General features: G+C 56.1%; 3 protein-coding genes. 1 reads left to right on the forward strand and 2 read right to left on the reverse strand.

Annotation, left to right across the window (positions count from 1 at the left end):
• Nucleotides 1-136 precede the first annotated feature (136 nt).
• Both CFter6_RS13550 and CFter6_RS13555 read right to left on the reverse strand, forming a co-directional pair.
• Nucleotides 137-15,238 carry a LysM peptidoglycan-binding domain-containing protein gene (locus CFter6_RS13550; RefSeq protein WP_061540383.1) on the reverse strand — a complete coding sequence of 5,034 codons (15,102 nt, stop codon included), beginning with the start codon at nt 15,236-15,238 and terminating at the stop codon, nt 137-139.
• 150 nt (nt 15,239-15,388) lie between these two features.
• Nucleotides 15,389-16,807, reverse strand: coding sequence for an MFS transporter (locus CFter6_RS13555; protein WP_236904263.1), 1,419 nt, complete (start codon nt 16,805-16,807; stop codon nt 15,389-15,391).
• 92 nt (nt 16,808-16,899) lie between these two features.
• Between CFter6_RS13555 and CFter6_RS13560 the strand changes: the two genes are divergently transcribed.
• Nucleotides 16,900-17,589 (forward strand): ArsR/SmtB family transcription factor, encoded by a 690-nt coding sequence (locus CFter6_RS13560; protein WP_061540384.1) that lies wholly within the window; start codon nt 16,900-16,902, stop codon nt 17,587-17,589.
• The last annotated feature ends 41 nt before the right edge of the window (nt 17,590-17,630 follow it).

Raw genomic sequence — 17,630 nt, forward strand, 5'->3', positions numbered from 1 at the left:
ATCGAGATTGATCTTAAATTACCAAGGACCTCCTGCAGACAAGGTACAACATGATCATTGATTCCCCCGTTTAACAAGATATTTCTACTACTAATGATGTTCGCGCTAATTAAGTCATTCATATTCTTCAGTATCCTCACGGAGTAAATAAAAGATCAGTGGGACTCTTGTACGCCCCAAAAGGAAGCTCGACTCTGACGATAGGGACCTCACTGATACCAGCCCGCGGAGCCGCGAACAATCTATTATTGCCATCAAGGACAAATAGTTTGCCGTTGTTTTCAGTGACCGTAAGCGGATTCTTTATTCCTTCTGTCTTCATGCTATTAACGAGCCTATTCGATTCGCTATTACTCATCGTCTTACCATGAGTGGCCAACAAATCACCAATTTTGGCAGTTTCTCGAGGCACGTCATCGGCGCTATTTGGCCCTACCAACTTCCAACCAACGGAGCCTCTCTGCGAAGCCAGCGGTCCAGTCGCGCCAATATCTTCGATTGTAATCCCATATGCACCATATTTTTGGGTAGCCTTACCAAGCGCAAATCCACCAGCCACACCACCAGCCATCTCCGCAAGATCACCATATTGACCATGTATTAACGCCGTCGTTGCATCGTAGCTCAGTACTCCAGAGCCCGTCACAAAATTGGATTGCAATAGGAGTCTAGATTGTGACGCACCATGACTGTATTGCTCCGCAATCCCGCTTTTCATTTCAGGCAACCACATTGAATCATTCTTATTTCGAATGACTTCGTTATAAACAACGGAAGTACCGGCCAAAGCTAAATCTCGTATTTGAAGAAGTGGTTCAACCGTCACTCCTTTGAGGGCGCCAACGGCGCCATCGGCGAATCGCCTCATCAAAGAGGCTTCACTTACGACTTGTGGGCTAAGTTCGCCAAGCTGTCGCACGTCTGTCGGCGGCGGCATAGGAACGGCATAACCTATCGTCTCTGTTTCCGTGTTATAGACTATGCCTTGCCCATAAGCACGACCTGGTTGCATCACAATATCCGGCTGACCAGAAGCTGAAATGTAAATCGGATCGGAAGCGCCTGTGCTATTTGCAAAGAGTGGCCCTCTTGAGAGTCTTGACTCTATGTCTGCCTGCCCTTGCCGTTGCGCAACGTCCAGCGCGTGCTGACTCGAACCGCTCTGTCCAATAAATTCGACAGCTGATATACCTCCGTTATCTAGGCCATAAATTTTCGGCTGGACGCTGGAAGCAGCAATGCTATCAACAACTGAATTACCAATCGTACTCGCCACTGCATCCATGGTAATGGCGCCGACATTTCTTCCTAAACTTCCCCCTCTGGCTGCCGTGCTGACGACACCTCCCACGAAACCTGCAACAACACTTCTGGCACCCACATTGATCGCACTGTCCATTGCCGCGTTACTATCAAGGCTCCAGCCTTTGATCTGTGCCCCGACACCTTGCCCTACTCCCTGAGCAATTGCTGACACGGCGACGCCCCGCCAATCAAAACTTTGTTGCACTCCAGTCGCCACACCAATACCTTGTGCTGCAACGTTACGTAGCGCGCCTTGACCGAAGGCTTTTGCGATGTCAGCCGCACTTATGCTGCTGGACGCCGCAGCGTTTGCCGCGTTGGCAGTTGTCGCGGTCGGCGCAACGACAGCACCAGCGCTGAAATACGATCCGACGCCGGACGTAGCACCAGCGCTTATTGCACCCAGAGCGACGCCTTTCCAATTGAAACTGTCTTGCATGCCCATGGCCATCATTGCACCCTGGCCGGCGGCCGCACCCACTGCGCCGCCAATCGCTGCGGCGGCAACTCCCGCCATGCCTAAACCGACGCCACCGATACTGCCCGCCAATACCGCCATACCTGCCGTCATTATCCCAGTACCGCTGGCCACAGCACCCATGGCAAGCGCCGCTGCTCCAGCCGTAAACACCGTCGCCACAATCGCCACCACAATGGCAATAATCGTCCCGATTCCGCCGCAACCTTCCTTGCCTGGCGGTGGTGGCGGCGTCGGCAATGTCGGTTGCGTATTACCTATCGCCAGTCCCGGATCATAAGGTTTGAACGTGGTCGCAGTATTGTGGACGTTGACGACATTGTTCGGCACCTTCAGCACCTGCCCGGCTTTCAGGACATCCTCGCCCTTCAAGCCGTTGGCGTCGGCGATGATGTACCACAAGCTGCTGTCGCCCCACATCGCAGCAGCGATGCTTTGCAGCGTATCACCTTCCCTGACCGTCCAGCTATCCGCACTCATTGCCGGATAATTGCCGCTGATCTTCATATAATTTTCATCAAAATCGACGGCGCTGATCGGCGTGAAGATCTTGTAGGTATTGTCATTACCCTTGTCCAGTTTACCGGCCAGTTCCTTCACATAATCAATCTTCTCAATGCCGTCGTTACCTACATTGCCAATGCGATGGCCGTTCAGATAATAGAAATTGTGAATGCGGTCAGTGCTGGCGCCGGTGACCTGATCATTGGCGTTGATAGTAACGCCGCCCAATTCATTACGCCGCAGGATCTGCCCTTGCTGATCAGTTTCGTAGCTAAACGCGCGCTGTTTGGCCAGTTCGCCGCCGCCGTCATCAAAAGTCGCCTTGAGATTGCCGTTGACATCGTAATTGAACAAGCTGTTGGCCGGTTTCCAGCCCGGTGCGTTCGGATTCGTGCCTTGCGAAGTGATCTTGCTCTGCTTGGCGCCATCCCACCATTCGTAGGCATAGTTCATGGTCATGGTGGTACTCTTGTCGGCATCGTCGGGAACAACCTTGACCTGGCTCAGCGTGCCATCCGCCAAGCGCGTATAGGTAGTGGTGCTGGCGTTAATGGTGTCGCGCTCGGTCTTTTGCAGGCCATCCGCGTCATAGGTTTTTACCAGGTTGGTGACCTGCTTGCTGCCGTCCGCCAGCCATTCGGCGTAATTGGTCACCCGTCCCAGCTGATCGTTGGTGCGTTCGCTGGTCTTGACGCCATTGATGGTTTGCGTCGTCAGGTAACCGAGTGCATCGTAATTGTACAGTTCGGTTCTGCCGTCGCTGGCATAGGTCGCCAGCTTGCGCTGGCCAGCAGCATCGTAAGCCAAATAGACACCATCGCCCCCGTTGCTACCTGCCACCACCGTCACGCTGGCGTCGTCCGCACTCGTGGCGCGCGCGCCCGACAGTTGCCCCATTGTCACCGTGAACCGGTTCAAACCGTCATAGGCATACCAGTAATCCTGGCTTTGCTTGGTATTTTGCACGTAGTCGTGGTAGGTCGCCGCCATGTGCCGGCGGTTACCCACGGCATCGTACTCATAGGTAACGCTATAGAGCAGGTCGTTGATGCTGGTGACGCGGTTCAAGGCATCATAGACGACACGCGCCTGCGTATAAACATAGGCATCGGTGACGGAGCGATAGCTTTCATAGGTGCGATTGCCGTCGCCGTCGTATTCGTAGAAAGCGATCTTGCCGGTGCCGTTGTCCTTGATGGTCCAGACCAGGCCATTGCTGTAATAGTCGTAGACGATATTTTTCCCGGCGCTGCTGGTTTCGCTGGCCAGCAGGCCCGCCCAGTTATACGCATAACTGGTGGTGCGTCCGCCCATGTCCTGATGCCAGGTGACGCGACCGAAGGTATCGATGTTGTCGGTCAACGTGTGGCCGTTGGCATCGGTGGTGACTTTTTGCCAGCCGCCGCTGACAGTGCCGCCAACACTGACGATGCTGCTATTCCAGGTATATTGGTACCAGACGGCACGCCCTTCCGCGCTGACCGTATGGATGACACGCCCGTCACCGTCATAGTAGGTATTGCTTTGCCCGGTCAGGGTATTGATGGTGCTGATGCGATTGCCGGCCTCATCGTAATTGTACTTGTCGATGCTGGTCTGGGCGCCGGTGCCGCGCGTAACGACTTTCAGCCGCCCCAGATTGTCATAGTCATAGCTGGTCTGCTGCTGCAACTCGTCGCTCTGGATGCGCAGGTTGCCAAGTTGATCGTACTGCGATGTTTTGCTGTAACGTGCGGCGTCCCAGCTGGCTGCGACCTTGCCTGTACCGTAGTTCCATTGCTGGGTGGTCAGATTGCCATTGGCATCCTTCATGCCCAGCAGATTGCCGGTGCGGTCATAGGAGAACAGCGTTTCAGGCCGCATGACCTTCTGAAAGCCATTGGCCAGCGTGATCATCACCTCGGCCTGCTGCTTCTTGATCAGCTTGCCTTGGGCGTTGTAATAAAGGTCAGTCCAGTTTCCGCGTCCGTCCCGTTCTGCACTGACTTCACCGAAAGCGTTATACCGTTCATAACGGTCGATCGTCATGTCCTTGTTGGTCTCGGTGATGACGCCGATGATGTCGGTATTGGTGGCCGGGTTGGTGCGGGTGCGCGTATCAAAGTAACTGCTGCGCTCCACCAGCACCGTGCCGGCACTGTCGACGGCTTCATATCGATACTCGTATTCAGTATCCGCCGGCAAACCGTACTCGGTGGCATTAAACAGGAAACGTCCTTCGCCGTTGCGGGTGAGCGTCACCAGCGTCATCGGCCGCTCGTAGTCGGCCTGGGTCTTGGGCGTACGGCGGAAATAAAGATTAAGCTTGCTGGCATTGGTCAGCAATGCACCTTGCTGCGGCCCGTCACCAATGGCCCTGGGCACAAACTCGATTACGACGGGATGCTCGCTTCCTGTCAATATAAAATTGTGTCCGCCGGCAGTTTCGATCGGGCCACCCAGATTGACCGTTCCTTTACCCATGGACAAGACCGTGCCGTAGGCATCGTAACCATTGAAGACGATGTCGTAGGTATAGGCCTGATAAGGATCCGGCGTCAGGCTGCCGCCCTCGTTGGCAGGGTCGCTGGTGTCCCAGATAAATTCACCGCTGCCGTTTTTGCGGATGGTCTTGTTAATGGTTTTAACCGTACCATCCACAGTGATGTTGTACTTGACCCGTATGTACTCGGTATTGGGTACCAGCCCATTAAAAGTGATCGAGGTTTTTTTATCGCGCAAAAACCCGAAATTAAATGCCGGCGCAATGCCGCCCGAGAAAGCGACGGTCGATGTCAAGGTATCCAGTACCGCACCTCCCTTGAACAAGGCCAGCTCCACGTCCATATTGCCGGCCAGGCTGCTGAGGTCGAATTTAAAGGCACCGGTCGCAGGATCCCGTTGTACCGGCGCCTGTCCCAAGGGATAAATCCATGTCTGCGACCCCGCAGGACGCACACGTAGTTGCACGGCGTCGGCCAATTGCCGGTCTGTGCTCTGCAGATTATAGGCAGTCAGCACTTGCGGCGACTGCCATAGATACGTGCCGGTAACGTCGTATTGGAAATTTCCATGCGCATCGGCGTACAGATCCCTGGCGGGAATCGGGTCAGCTGTCAGGCTCGATATCCCTCCCTTTGAAAGGGTCATCGTGTATTGATCACGGCGCAATAGTGCATTTGCTTCATTACCGTCAAGACCGGTGGCAATAAAAACCACCTCATATTGGCCATCGGCCAGGGCATCGACGTCAGCCGTCCAGGAACCGGCGGGACTGTTGGCGCTCTTTGGCAACGGATTAAACGCTGCGCCGGAACCCAAAGGACGATAATAGGCCGTGCCGGTTGCGCCGGCCGGCAACGTTGCATTGGCCAGACGGATCTGGCTGCTGGCTTTTACTATTGTCGCTTCGGAAGACGCTGCACCATAATTCTTCAAGGTCGCCAGAATGAATGACTGACCAGGATTGTTTTTAGGGGTCAGGCGAATTGCCACCGAATACTGATAAATGCCATTGCCCGCAGCAGTCGATATTCTCTGCACTGTCAGCGGAATCGACAGAGAGGTGACGGCATGGTCCTGCGACACAGTGGTCACAATATCGCCACCTACGGTGGTTTGCCCTTCGAACGCAGACTGATTGTTATAGGTGACGACGGCATCAACGGTATAGTCGCCATACATGTCTGTCAGGTCCGGCAGAGTGACAGACATTACTGGCCCCGCGGCGCTGACGCTCGCAGTGATTTTCTTTTCTTGATAGCCGGGCAGCGTCAGTTTCTTGTAATCGTAATGACTGCTATAACCCAGACTATTGGCCAGCGTTACCAGGACAGAGGAATCATTGGGATTATTGTTGGCAACCAGCCGCACCGTGGCGGTATACGCACCCAGAAAGCCTGGACTGCCATCCGTCAGCGCAATATCGATTGTGTCGGTCATACCGCCGGCATCGACGGTTTTGCTGACATTGTTAGTACTTCCCCCCAGAAGCTTGTCTGCGATCGCATACTGGAGATCAACGACAACGCGATAATTGCCATAAAGCTGGCTCAGATCCGGTAATTTGATCCGCAACACGGGTGCGGCGCTCCCTCCGATCATTGAGGAGGTCGCCAAAGGATAGGTGGTGTGCGAGCCCAGCGACAAAGCCTGCGTACTGTTTAAACCATCCACAGCTGCTGTATAGCGTATGTCGCTATACACGGTCGGACTGCTATCACTCTCCGCATGATAGACGCTCGTATCCACCGACCCAAAAAGCTGCGCCGTCTTGTCGATGGAACCGATGAACTGCGGCTTACCACCAGTGCTTTCGGGCGTCACATAGAATTCCACCGTGTAGGAAAAATTGACGCCGCTTCCGCCTGCCAGTTGCTGCGGTCCCCAGGCATTGACCAGATCGCCGTCCCCCACTGGATCGCCCGCTTGCGCACCACTAAAATAACTGATATCCACAGAAAGCGACCGTGGGCTGCCAGGCACCGAACCCGAGCTTGCGGCACCGGATTTGTTAAACGATTTTAGTTCGCCAATATATTGGGCATCCCCCCCTCCAATATTTCTATACTGCCAAAGCTGGCCGGAGACAGTGTAGCTGACACGCGCCTCTATCCGGTACGCCCCATATATCGCCGTCAGGTCCGGCACATTGATCGAAAGGGAATTGACCGCAACGCCATCCGTGCCGCTAAAACTTTTTTTGGTGACTGCCCAATCAGCGGAAACACTGGCGCTACCGCCCGATCCAGCAAGAATGGCGCCTTCTCCAGCACTAGGATTGGCCGGTCCCGGCACCGGGCCAGCCGGGCGCTTGATACTGCCGCCCAGCCATACTTCCGTATTGGCAAACGTGCCGCCGTCGATAGGAACGTCAATCGGCCTGAAAGTGATTTGCGGCGCACCCGCAGACACTTTAGGCTGCATGATCTGAATCACCTGATTGCGCGCGTCATAGCGCGTGAACGTTTGATTCAGCTGAACTTCTTGCACAAGTTTCTGCAGGTCGGCGACGGTGGCGATCACCTCGATGCGCAGATCGGTCGTCATCGACTCCATTTTGAGAGTCGCATTGCCGTTCTTGTCGTACATGTACAAGTGACTCATGCCGCCATCGAAGTTCGAGCGCATCACCCGCCCGGCGTTGTCGTATTGCGCGTACTGCTGCCACTGACCATTTGCGCCGCCGCCGTTGGTACGGCGTCCAGTGACCTCGCCGAAGGTGTTGTATTGCATCTCGGTGGTGGTGTCGCCATACAGCAGCCTGCCGGTGTCGGGATCGGTACTTTGCGTGTTGCGCGAAATTTCCCGGTTAGCTACGTCGTAGCTGATGCGCGTCGTGTCCTTGATCTTGTTGCCGCTGGCGTCCAGCCGTATAAAACTGGTTTGCACGGTATTGCCGTTCACATCGTAGCCGTAGCTTGTGACGGTACCGACCGCATCCGTTTTACTGGCCATGCGGCCATCGGTGCCATACGTGTAGACCGTGATGCGATCCTCGGCCGCAGTCGCACCCTTCAGGGTTTCTTTGGTGAGATGGTTCAGGCTGTCGTATTCAAACAAGGTCGTGCTGCGCACTTGCCGGTTCAGATAGTCGACGAATTGCGGCAACATCTGGCTGCTCAAGTGCCCCATCTTATCGTAGGTAAAATCCGACTGGCTGCCATTGGCATCGGTTTTATGCAACAGATGGCCGTCGCCATCATATTGGTAACTGGTGATGGCATTGCCGCCCTTGACTTCGGTCATGGCGCCGCTGTTGTCCACCGTGGCGTAATCGACGCCCGTGCGGGTTTCGCTCGTGAGACGGCTGTTACGGTCCCAGGCATATTGCGTAATGCGATCGTCGCCGCTGCGCGCCCAAGCGTTGATGATGGATTGCGGATCACTGCTGCTGGTGAAGGCGTCGGTATAGCGTAACGCGTACTGGCGCTGTTCGGTCACATTGCCGAATAAATCGCGGACCCAGGCTGTGCCATAACCCTGCGCATCAATGTCCAATACCTTCTTGCCATTGACGTCATAAAAACTGAAGACCTGATTGCCGTTGGGATCGATGCTGCTGATCGCATTGCCGCGTGTGTCATACGTCCATCTGCGAACGATCGTACTTTCGCTGTCGATGTAATACATCCCCGGACGGCCCGGATTGTTCGGATCTTTCGCATCGGCATAAAACTGCCCGGTCCCGACGTTCATGATGCGCGATTCGATCAGACGGTTGCTGGCATCGTAGACATTGTTGGTTTCGCGCATACCGGTCAGATTGGTCGGCGCCGCGGGCGTTGTATCTGGCGTAGTGACCGTGACCGGCACCGCATAGACGCGCGTCGTCACCACATTACCGGCGCTGTCATACACATAGCTGGTGTAGGTGCCGATCGCACTGATATCGCCAATCTTGCGGTTTAATGCATCGTAATACTGATAGCTGGTATTGCCATTGGCATCCGTGGCACTGGTCTGGTTGCCGCGCGCATCATATGTAAAGCGCTGTATCGGCGTTGCCGTGCTAGTGCTACCTGTAGCCGACGTCACCGTCACTGGTCGGCCTGCAATGATTGTAACGTGGCCTAGTTTGTCGTATCCATATGACGTGGAGCTACTGGGAGTGCCAGCATTGTCATTCTCTACTTTCCACGCCACGTTGCCAAAGGCATCATACCCGTAATTGTTATGCGTATTATTCGGCAGATACTCCGTCGTTAGATTGCCATCCCTGTCGTATTCATAGCGGAACAGACTACCGGATTTATTGGTATAGCTGATACGCTTGCCACGCGCCCCGTAATCATAAAGCTCATTAAAGCCTTCAGCGTCGGTAGATTTCACTAGACGACCGAGCTTGTCGTATTCCAGCTGAGTAACAGCGTCACGGGGACTGGCAGTCGGTAGTGTGCCTGCTACTGCGGCGTTATAGTATTGCGTGACCGTCACCGGATCCCCAAAGGCACTGTAGGCAGTCTGTACGACCGCGCCGTCTCCTGTCGTCTGTAATGTATTCTTATTGGACTTGTTGTAGCTAAAAACGGTTGTGCGCGCGCCCTGCGTTACAGAGGCGACGTTGCCGAAGGCGTCGTAGGAAGTTGCAATGCCTGACGGATCCGTCGCCGTCCAGGTGCGCGCCACGCGGCCCAGCACATCGTAGCTGGTCGCCTTGACATAACGGTTCATCAGCAAGGCTTTTTGCGTCGCATCCAGTGCCACCGCCTTTAAGCCATTTCCGCTAGCGTCCACCAAACCGGCCGCCTTGCGCTGGGCCAATGCCCAATCGGTATCCTGTTCCGCCAACTCGACTGCACGTGGATCGTATTGGGCCGTCAGCAATCCCTGCGCGTTATAAGAATAACGGCTGGTGCTGGCGATTGCAGTACCCCAGGCACGCGTCTCTTCAATCTTCCGACCAACCGTATCGTAAATAGCATGGGTGACGGTTTGCGCTGCCGTGCCATCTGCTATATACGTGTTGACAGCATTACCCAGACCATCGAGCTCATAACGTGTCATAACTCCCGTCGGGTCGGTGATGCCAACGGGACGGCCGGCGCCATCATAACGATAATAGGTGAGCGCCGATTCAGCGGGTAAATAGGGCTTATCCGTCGTCGTCCATTGCAGATAACTCTTATAACGGTTGTTGTTGCTGCCATAGGGCGCGTACTTCAACGCCTGAATGATATGATTATTGGCGTCGTACCGGTTCTCTGTAAAATAAGTCAGACTGTCGATAATGAAACGGGGACGATTGGCGCCATCATAAATCCAGCTCGTCGTCGAGGGGAGAATCATGCCCCAGGTATTGGCGATTTTAGTACCCCACGCATCCAGATCTGCTGGTGTAGGATTGGCTTTTTCTGTATAGGGATAACCGTGCACTGTCTGGTGCATCAAATTACCATTGGCGTCGTACGTGTTTTGTGTAACGTACCCCATGGCATTGATGCTAAACACGGGACGATTGGCCGCATCATAAAGTGTCCGCGTTGTACGATCTGCCGCATGGGACGCCGGTGCCTGCGCGGCCAGTGCCGCCGCAATGGCTGCACCGTCAATCGCAACCGTCGCCGCAATCGACGTCGCATACGCCGTGATGCTGACGACATTACCGGCTTTGTCATAGACCTGTTCAGTAACATAGTTCATGCCATTGACTGTATAACGCAAACGCCCATCGGCATCGTAGGCATACTGCGTCACATGGTCATCAGCGCGCACCGATGCCGGCTGCGCGGCAATCAGATCGATAATGTCCTGCACAGATGCAGCGCCTGCCGGCAGATTGATACTCGCAGCAAGTGCTATTTTTGCGGTCACGCGCCCCGCAGCGTCGTAGCCGGTCTGGGTGACTTCCCCGTTTTGATTGACCACATACACCACTCTGCCTTCCGCATCGTAGGCATAACGGGTCGGCACCGGCTCATTGTTTTGACGCACCAGCACTACATTGCCGTTACCGTCGTATTCGTATTCAGTGAGCAATTTCAGATTCGCCGGATCGATGGTCTTGCTCGACAACCGCCCCGCCTTGTCGTAGGCATACTCGGTCACTCTTGGCTGTGTGCTGCCCACGCCCTCAGTGACTGTTAACTGATTGCCTACGCCATCATAGGCAAAGATGGTCGTCAGATTCAGCTTACCTGCACCGGCATCCACGATGACGACGATCTTTTGTCCCAGTTTGTCGTACTGAGTCGTGGTGAGTACGCCATTAGGATCCGTCACGCTGACCATCTGTCCCTTGGCGTCATAGCCGTAGGTCGTCTTATAGTTTAAATCGGCGGTATCGAATGTCCGCGTCAACACCCGGTTGGCGGCATCGTAGGTATAGGTGGTCTGGATCCCCCTGGCATCCGTCGTCGCAATCAGATGACCGGCCCCGTCATAAGTGCTGGTCACAGTCGCTGCCGCATCGGTGCCTGCCGCTTTCGTACTACCGATGAGTTTGCCGTTATGATCGTATTGATAAGTGCTGCTGATCCCGCGGCCGTCGGTGATCTTGATGATGTCGCCGAACTCGTTCACACTGGTGGTCGTGACAATGCCTTCCGCGGTAGTCACCGTCACATCGCGCTTGAACGGGCTGTACGCGTAAGTTGTGGTATGCCCGGTCTTGTCGGTGCTGGTCAGCACACTGTTAAACGCGTCATACGTCATTTGCGATTTGTTGCCCAGGCCATCGGTGACGACAACCACATTGCCCTGACGGTCGTAGCCTTGGCTGCGAACAACGCCGTTAGCGTCGACAGTCTCTACCGTACGGCCAAAAGCGTCGTACGAGGCTTGAGTGACCAGGTTCAAGTCTCCCGCATCTTTGGTTTGCAAAATGATCTGGCCCAGACGATCGTAACCGATCGTGTCGATACGCTGGCCGCTTGCCGCATTGGTCTTATCCGTATTGACCGTCGTTGAAATCCGTTGGCCGGCGCTGTTATAGCTATAGCTGGTCTCCACGCCGAGCGCATCAGTCTGCTTCACGATCTCGCCGGCATTGTTGTATTGATAGTCGGTAACGCTGGCTGAGTTGTCGGCGCCCAGTGCCGCAAATGTCGCCTGTAGCGCCGCCGTCAATTGCCCGCCAGCGAGCTTGGCCAAGGTGGCCGCATCCAGCCGCGCGCCATAGACGGTTTGCCGGGTGCGCTCGCCGAAGGCATCGTAGTCGAACTGCGCCACCTCGCCTAGGGCGTTGACGGTATGGCTGACATGCCCGCTGATATTGTAATAAGTGAGCGTGGTATTGCCGCTGGGGTCCGTCTGCGAGATCAATCGACCGGCGGCATCATAGCTGTAGCGCGTGCCGTAGCTGGCCCAGATAGCATCGACCTTTTCCTGGCTGTAGGTGTCGCCCATTGCGGCCAAGGCGGCAGAGCCCTCGCCGGAGAGCAAGCCGATCAAACGATTCTGTGCATCGTAACGACGATTGATGCTGCGCCTGGTGGTCACATTTCCCAGCATCTCCACGTACAAATTGCCCATGCCGTCATAGCCGTAGCTATCGACACCGGTAAGATTGCCGGAGGCCACGTCGAAGCTGGTGCGCATGAGGAGCTTCCCATCCGCGTTATAGTCATAGACGGTTTTACGCAGTTCGACGCCAGGCGCCAGTGCAATGTCGCGAATTGCCGCCCAATCCGGGCTGCCCAGCTCTACGACAGGGAGAATCCGGCCATTGCTATCGACGTTGCCGCTCAATAACCAGAGTGATACGTCCACCTTGGCCATGCTTTGAAACTGTTCTATCGTGTTGCCGTTGTGAGTGTATGTGGTCACGGCACCTTCGCCATCGACCTCGGCCACCAGCTTGCCGCGACCGTCGTACTGGTAATAATGGCGGATATCGTCGGCACTAGAACCCGGCCTGAGATCGGCCAGCGTGCCTGCGATGCGCAATTCCTCTGACGTGACAGCCGCGTAGGCAATAGAGGCAACTTTCCGGCCAGCGGCATCATAACGGTACTCCGTCAAATACCCCTCGCCATTGAGCGTAGCCTGCAGTAACCCGTCTTTGTCGTAGAAGTAACGCGTGGTACGGTCATTGGCAGCATCTGCTGCTACAGTCGATGTCGATGAACCAGGTGGAAGGCTGACGTCAAGACGATGCGCATACAAGGTCATCGACACAACGCGGCCGTTGCCGTCGTAGCGATATCCGGTCACTGCGCCATCAGCATCCACGGTGCGGTCAAGTATGCTGCCGTCGGGGTCGTTTTCGGAAACACCACGATAAAAATTCCATTGCGTACGATCCTGCATGGATGCTGCGGGCCTTAGATTGGCATTGTCCAGGCCCGAACCCGGCCCGGCCACATCCACCGGCCGTCCGCCGTCATCGATCAGTGTCGCCAGCTGGGCCGCACTGAGCAGAGTGGCATATCTGATCGTGCTGACCAGATGACGCTGCTTGCTGTCATAACGGTATTCGGTAAGCGCACCGTCAGGATCGATCTTGGCGACACGCTGACCGCTCTTGTCGTACAGGTAATGGGTTTTCTGTCCATTTGCGTCTACATCCATACGCAAGCGGCCGTCGGCGTCATAAGCATGCAGAACCTGGGACAGCAAAGTTCCCGACGACGATTGTGTCAACGCAATCAGTTCTCCGGCGCCGTTGTAGGTCGAGATCTGCGTCAGTCCGTTGCCGAAGCTCACAATCGTCTGGTGCTTGCCGTCGTCATACTGATAGCGCGCTGAATAACCGTTGGCGCGGGAGGTCGATAACACTCGGCCCAAGCCATCGTAGCTATACAGCTCTCTGTCGACTCCTATCTTTTGCAACAGGCGACCAAACTGGTCATAAATATAGTCGGTCTGAGTGCTCCCACCGCTGCGGACCTCCTGAGGATTGCCGGGGGCATATTCTCCCGGAGCATTTTCCGTGCCGTTGGCCAGCATCGCGCCGAATTCCTTGACGGTGGAGACATTGCCACGGAAATCGTAACTGGTGTCAATCCGCATCACCCGCGAGTTGTCGGCCAGGCCGGCAACCCATGCGTTCAATGCGGCTTCGTTTGGAACGGTATTGACTTGCAGTGCGCCGACATCATAGAGCACAGTGCTGTACCGGATTTCCGTTACTTTTTGGCCGCTGGCGTTATAACGATATTCAGTGACTCTGCCTTCCGCGCTGATCGTAAAACGCAGGTGATCGTGCGCGTCGTAGGCATAACGCTTGGTGGTTGTTTGCCCGCCCAGCGAATCCGGGACCTGCACTGTTTCGGTCAACAGTTCATTGTCGGCTCCGAATGTGCGCGTGGTGACGGTGCCTTGGTGGTCTTTGACAACAATCAGGTTGCCATTGCCATCGTAGGTAAAATCATCCGGCGGCGTGTCGCTGTTTACAACCTGCGTAACATTGCCGCTATCATCGTATTTGAACTGTTTGTATTCCGTGTCTCCTGGTCCGGATGTCTGGATCAACCTGCCCTGGCTATCGGAGATCAAGGTCGTCTTCAAGCCGAACGGATCCGTGATCGTTGTCGTGCTTCCAGCCGGGTCTCCATTCGGCGCAAAGCTGCTGCCGTACTCCAGCGCGGTGAGCCGCACAACGCCTGCATCGCTAGTCTGCGCGACGGTGGCGACGCGGTAGTCGCCGCCCGCCAAAACATAGGTAAATGCCACCTGCGATCCGTCTGACTGCGCAATCGAGGCAATCCGGTTGCTGTCGCCATCGTAGGTATAAGTCGTCGTGTAGACCCCGCGGTCGGGCGGAGGAGGCGCGTCCGGGGCTGGCCGTTGCGTTGGATTTGCGTCAAGCGTCACGGTGCTGAGACGGTTTTGCGCATCATATGTATAACGCGTGGCAGTGAGAACAGAGACGACTTGCCGTCCGTAGACAATCTCCTGATAGGCCGTACGGATCTGCGTCAGGTTGCCGCCGCTGTAATCCAGATAGGTGATTTCTCCAGCTGCGGTAGTCACCTGCGCCAGCTTGCCGGCGCTGTTATATTGATACACTACATTGTTGCCGTCGCGGTCGCTCTTGATTGTCAGGCGTTGCAGGCTGTCGTAGGTTTCGCTGATCTGGTTTTTGCCGTCGTGATATGTCCAGTTATTGCTCGCGGCGTCAAAAGCGAGTGTCGCCCGCGCGCCTGTGCCACTGGAAGCGAGGTAGCTATTTCTGCTGGCGTCAAAAGTATAGGTAATGGCGCTGCCATCCCAGTCTATCCTTTGGATGGTGCTGCCGGCAGTATTGACGACACCGGTCAGTAAAGACAAGACGGGCGCCGCGCCGGGTTGCCAGTTATCGCCGGTAAGCTTGCCCTGGCTGTTATAGCTGCGGAAAATCTCGCTATTGACACCGGTCCCGCTCAAGAACTGATCGCGGTCCTGCAGCAGCAGATTGCCGTTACTGGCATTGACATAGACCTGTTCGCCAGACTGTCCCAAGGCGGCATTGCCTATTTGAATTTTTTGTCCAAGACCCGACGCGGTACCGGACTGCAAACCCAAACCATTACCAGTGACGATGGCGACCATGTTTTAATCCTCGAAAATAATTTCCATTGAGCAATAACGGCCAGCAAATTAGTGCATCTTGCAGCCTCTACCCAATACATCCTCGAGAATCAGATTTTGTTTAGCGTTTTTTACATTTTTTTTGAAATATTTTTTGATTGGCTTATCAGGTCATTTTGTTGCGACCGGCCGCACCAGATAACCCAGCCCCGCAGCCGCCAATAACAGGACCGTCGTAGTCCACATGGCAATCTTGACCCCGCTGACCATATCCCCGCCAAAACTGTCGCTGACCAGCGCCCCGCACACCGCGACCCCAACCGCACCACCAACCTGCCTGGCAGTATTAAGCACCGCCGACGCAGTCCCTGCCCTGTTTTTCTCCACGCTGGACAATATCGAGGTCGTCATGGCCGGCACCGCCAGTCCCATGCCGGCCGGGATCAGCACAAAACCCGGCAGCATCTGCAGGAAACTGGCATGGCTGGCGATGCCGACAGCCCCGAGCAAACCATATCCCAAAGCCCCGACCAGGCCGCCCAGCACCATCGGCAAGCGCACGCCGGCGCGGCCGATCAGCCAGCCGCTGGCCAGGTTGGAAAATATGAAAGTGCCGGTCAACGGCAGGAACGCCAGTCCGGCTTGCAGCGAATTGTAGCCCCGCACTTTCTGCAGGTAAAAACTGATCACGAAGATCACGCCGTAGTAGGAAAAATTCACCAGCACGCCAAACAGTACCGCCGCGGTGAAACTGGTCTGGCGGAAGAAATTCAAAGGCAGCATTGGATGCGGGACTTTCTGTTCCACCAAAATGAATGCGGCTCCGGCGATCAGCGCCAGGCAGAATCCGGCCAACACCAGCGGATGACCCATGCCCAGCGGATGCAATTCGATCACCGCGCCAACCAGCCCGGTCAGCGCGACAATCGCCAGCATCTGCCCCGGCCAATCGAAGGAATGCGTATGCGCCTTGCTTGTCATGGCCGGCACCACGCGCAAGGTGAGCAGGAAACCGAGGATGCAGATCGGGATGTTCACCCAGAAGATGCTGCGCCATCCGGCTGTGGCCAGCAGCAGGCCGCCCAGCACCGGGCCGGCGGCAATCGAGACGCCACCGGCAGCGGTCCAGAGACCGATCGCCTTGGCCAGCAGTTTTTTATCGTGGGCGCAGGCGCGGTTCAGGATAGCCAGCGAGCTGGGCACCAGCAGCGCTGCGCCTATGCCCTGGATGGCCCGGGCGATGTTCAGGAAACCGGCATTGGGCGCCAGTCCACAGGCGGCCGAGGCCAAGGCGAACAGCAAGAATCCGGCCAGGAACAAACGCTTCGAACCGAACTTGTCGCCGAGGGCGCCGGCCGACAGCAGGAACACGGCAAAACCGAGGGTATAGGCATCCACCACCCACTGCAGGGCCGAGACGCGCGCACCGAGGTCGGCGCCGATCTGCGGCAATGCGACGTTGACGATGGTGATGTCCAGCTGGACGATGATAAAAGCAAAACTGCTGGCCGCAATGGTCCAGCCCGCGGCAGGCCTTGCCGCTTTCACAACGGACGTGGCGGATGCTTGCGCCAGTTTGTGGGATGTCATTACAGCGGCTCCGTTACCTGAGTGTTCAAGCCTTGATTCTGAGCCTGTTGAGCTGGCTTGTCACACAACAACAGTACGGTTACCATCAAACTATGAACGACGAACCCGACCTCAGCCGGCTGGCCCGCACCATCGGCGATCCGACCCGCATCCAGATGCTGGCGCTGCTGATGGAGGGACGCGCCCTGACCGCCAAGGAACTGGCCTGCGGCACTGACATCAAGCCCGCCACCGCCACCACGCACTTGCGCCAGCTGGTGGACGACAAGCTGCTCGACATGACCTCGCAGGGCCGGCATAAATACTTTCGGCTGGCTTCGCCGGAAGTGGCGCGCCTGATCGAATCGCTGATGGTGTTTGCGCCGAAACGCCAGCGCACCGGTCCGGCCAGCAACAATGACGCAATCTGCACAGCGCGTTTCTGCTACGACCACCTGGCCGGCAAACTGGGCACCCAGCTGACCGAGGTGCTGCTCGAACGCGGCCTGCTGCAGGCCGACGACGGCACTTTCTCGCTATCGAAACAGGGCGAAACCTGGTTCGAAGATTTCGGCATCGATACCCGGCAATTGCAGAAGAGCCGGCGCCAGTTCGCTTATCCTTGCCTGGACTGGAGCGAACGGCGCGACCACCTGGCCGGCGCGCTCGGCGCGACACTGGCGAAGCGCATGGTCGAGCTGGGCTGGCTGACCAGGAGCAAACATTCACGCGTAGTCGGCATCACGCCGGAGGGTCGCAGCGCACTGGTGGAGCAGTTCGGGATTGCCTTGCACTACGAGTAGCCGGCCGGCACGGCTGAAACAAGATCTGCAAAATAAAATGG

It is taken from the genome of Collimonas fungivorans (assembly GCF_001584145.1).
Lineage (GTDB): Bacteria > Pseudomonadota > Gammaproteobacteria > Burkholderiales > Burkholderiaceae_D > Collimonas > Collimonas fungivorans.

Excerpts from the sequence above, each read along its gene's own strand:
- CFter6_RS13550 (WP_061540383.1), bottom strand. The coding sequence starts at position 15,238 with ATGGTCGCCATCGTCACTGGTAATGGTTTGGGTTTGCAGTCCGGTACC.
- CFter6_RS13555 (WP_236904263.1), bottom strand. The coding sequence starts at position 16,807 with ATGACATCCCACAAACTGGCGCAAGCATCCGCCACGTCCGTTGTGAAA.
- CFter6_RS13560 (WP_061540384.1), top strand. The coding sequence starts at position 16,900 with ATGAACGACGAACCCGACCTCAGCCGGCTGGCCCGCACCATCGGCGAT.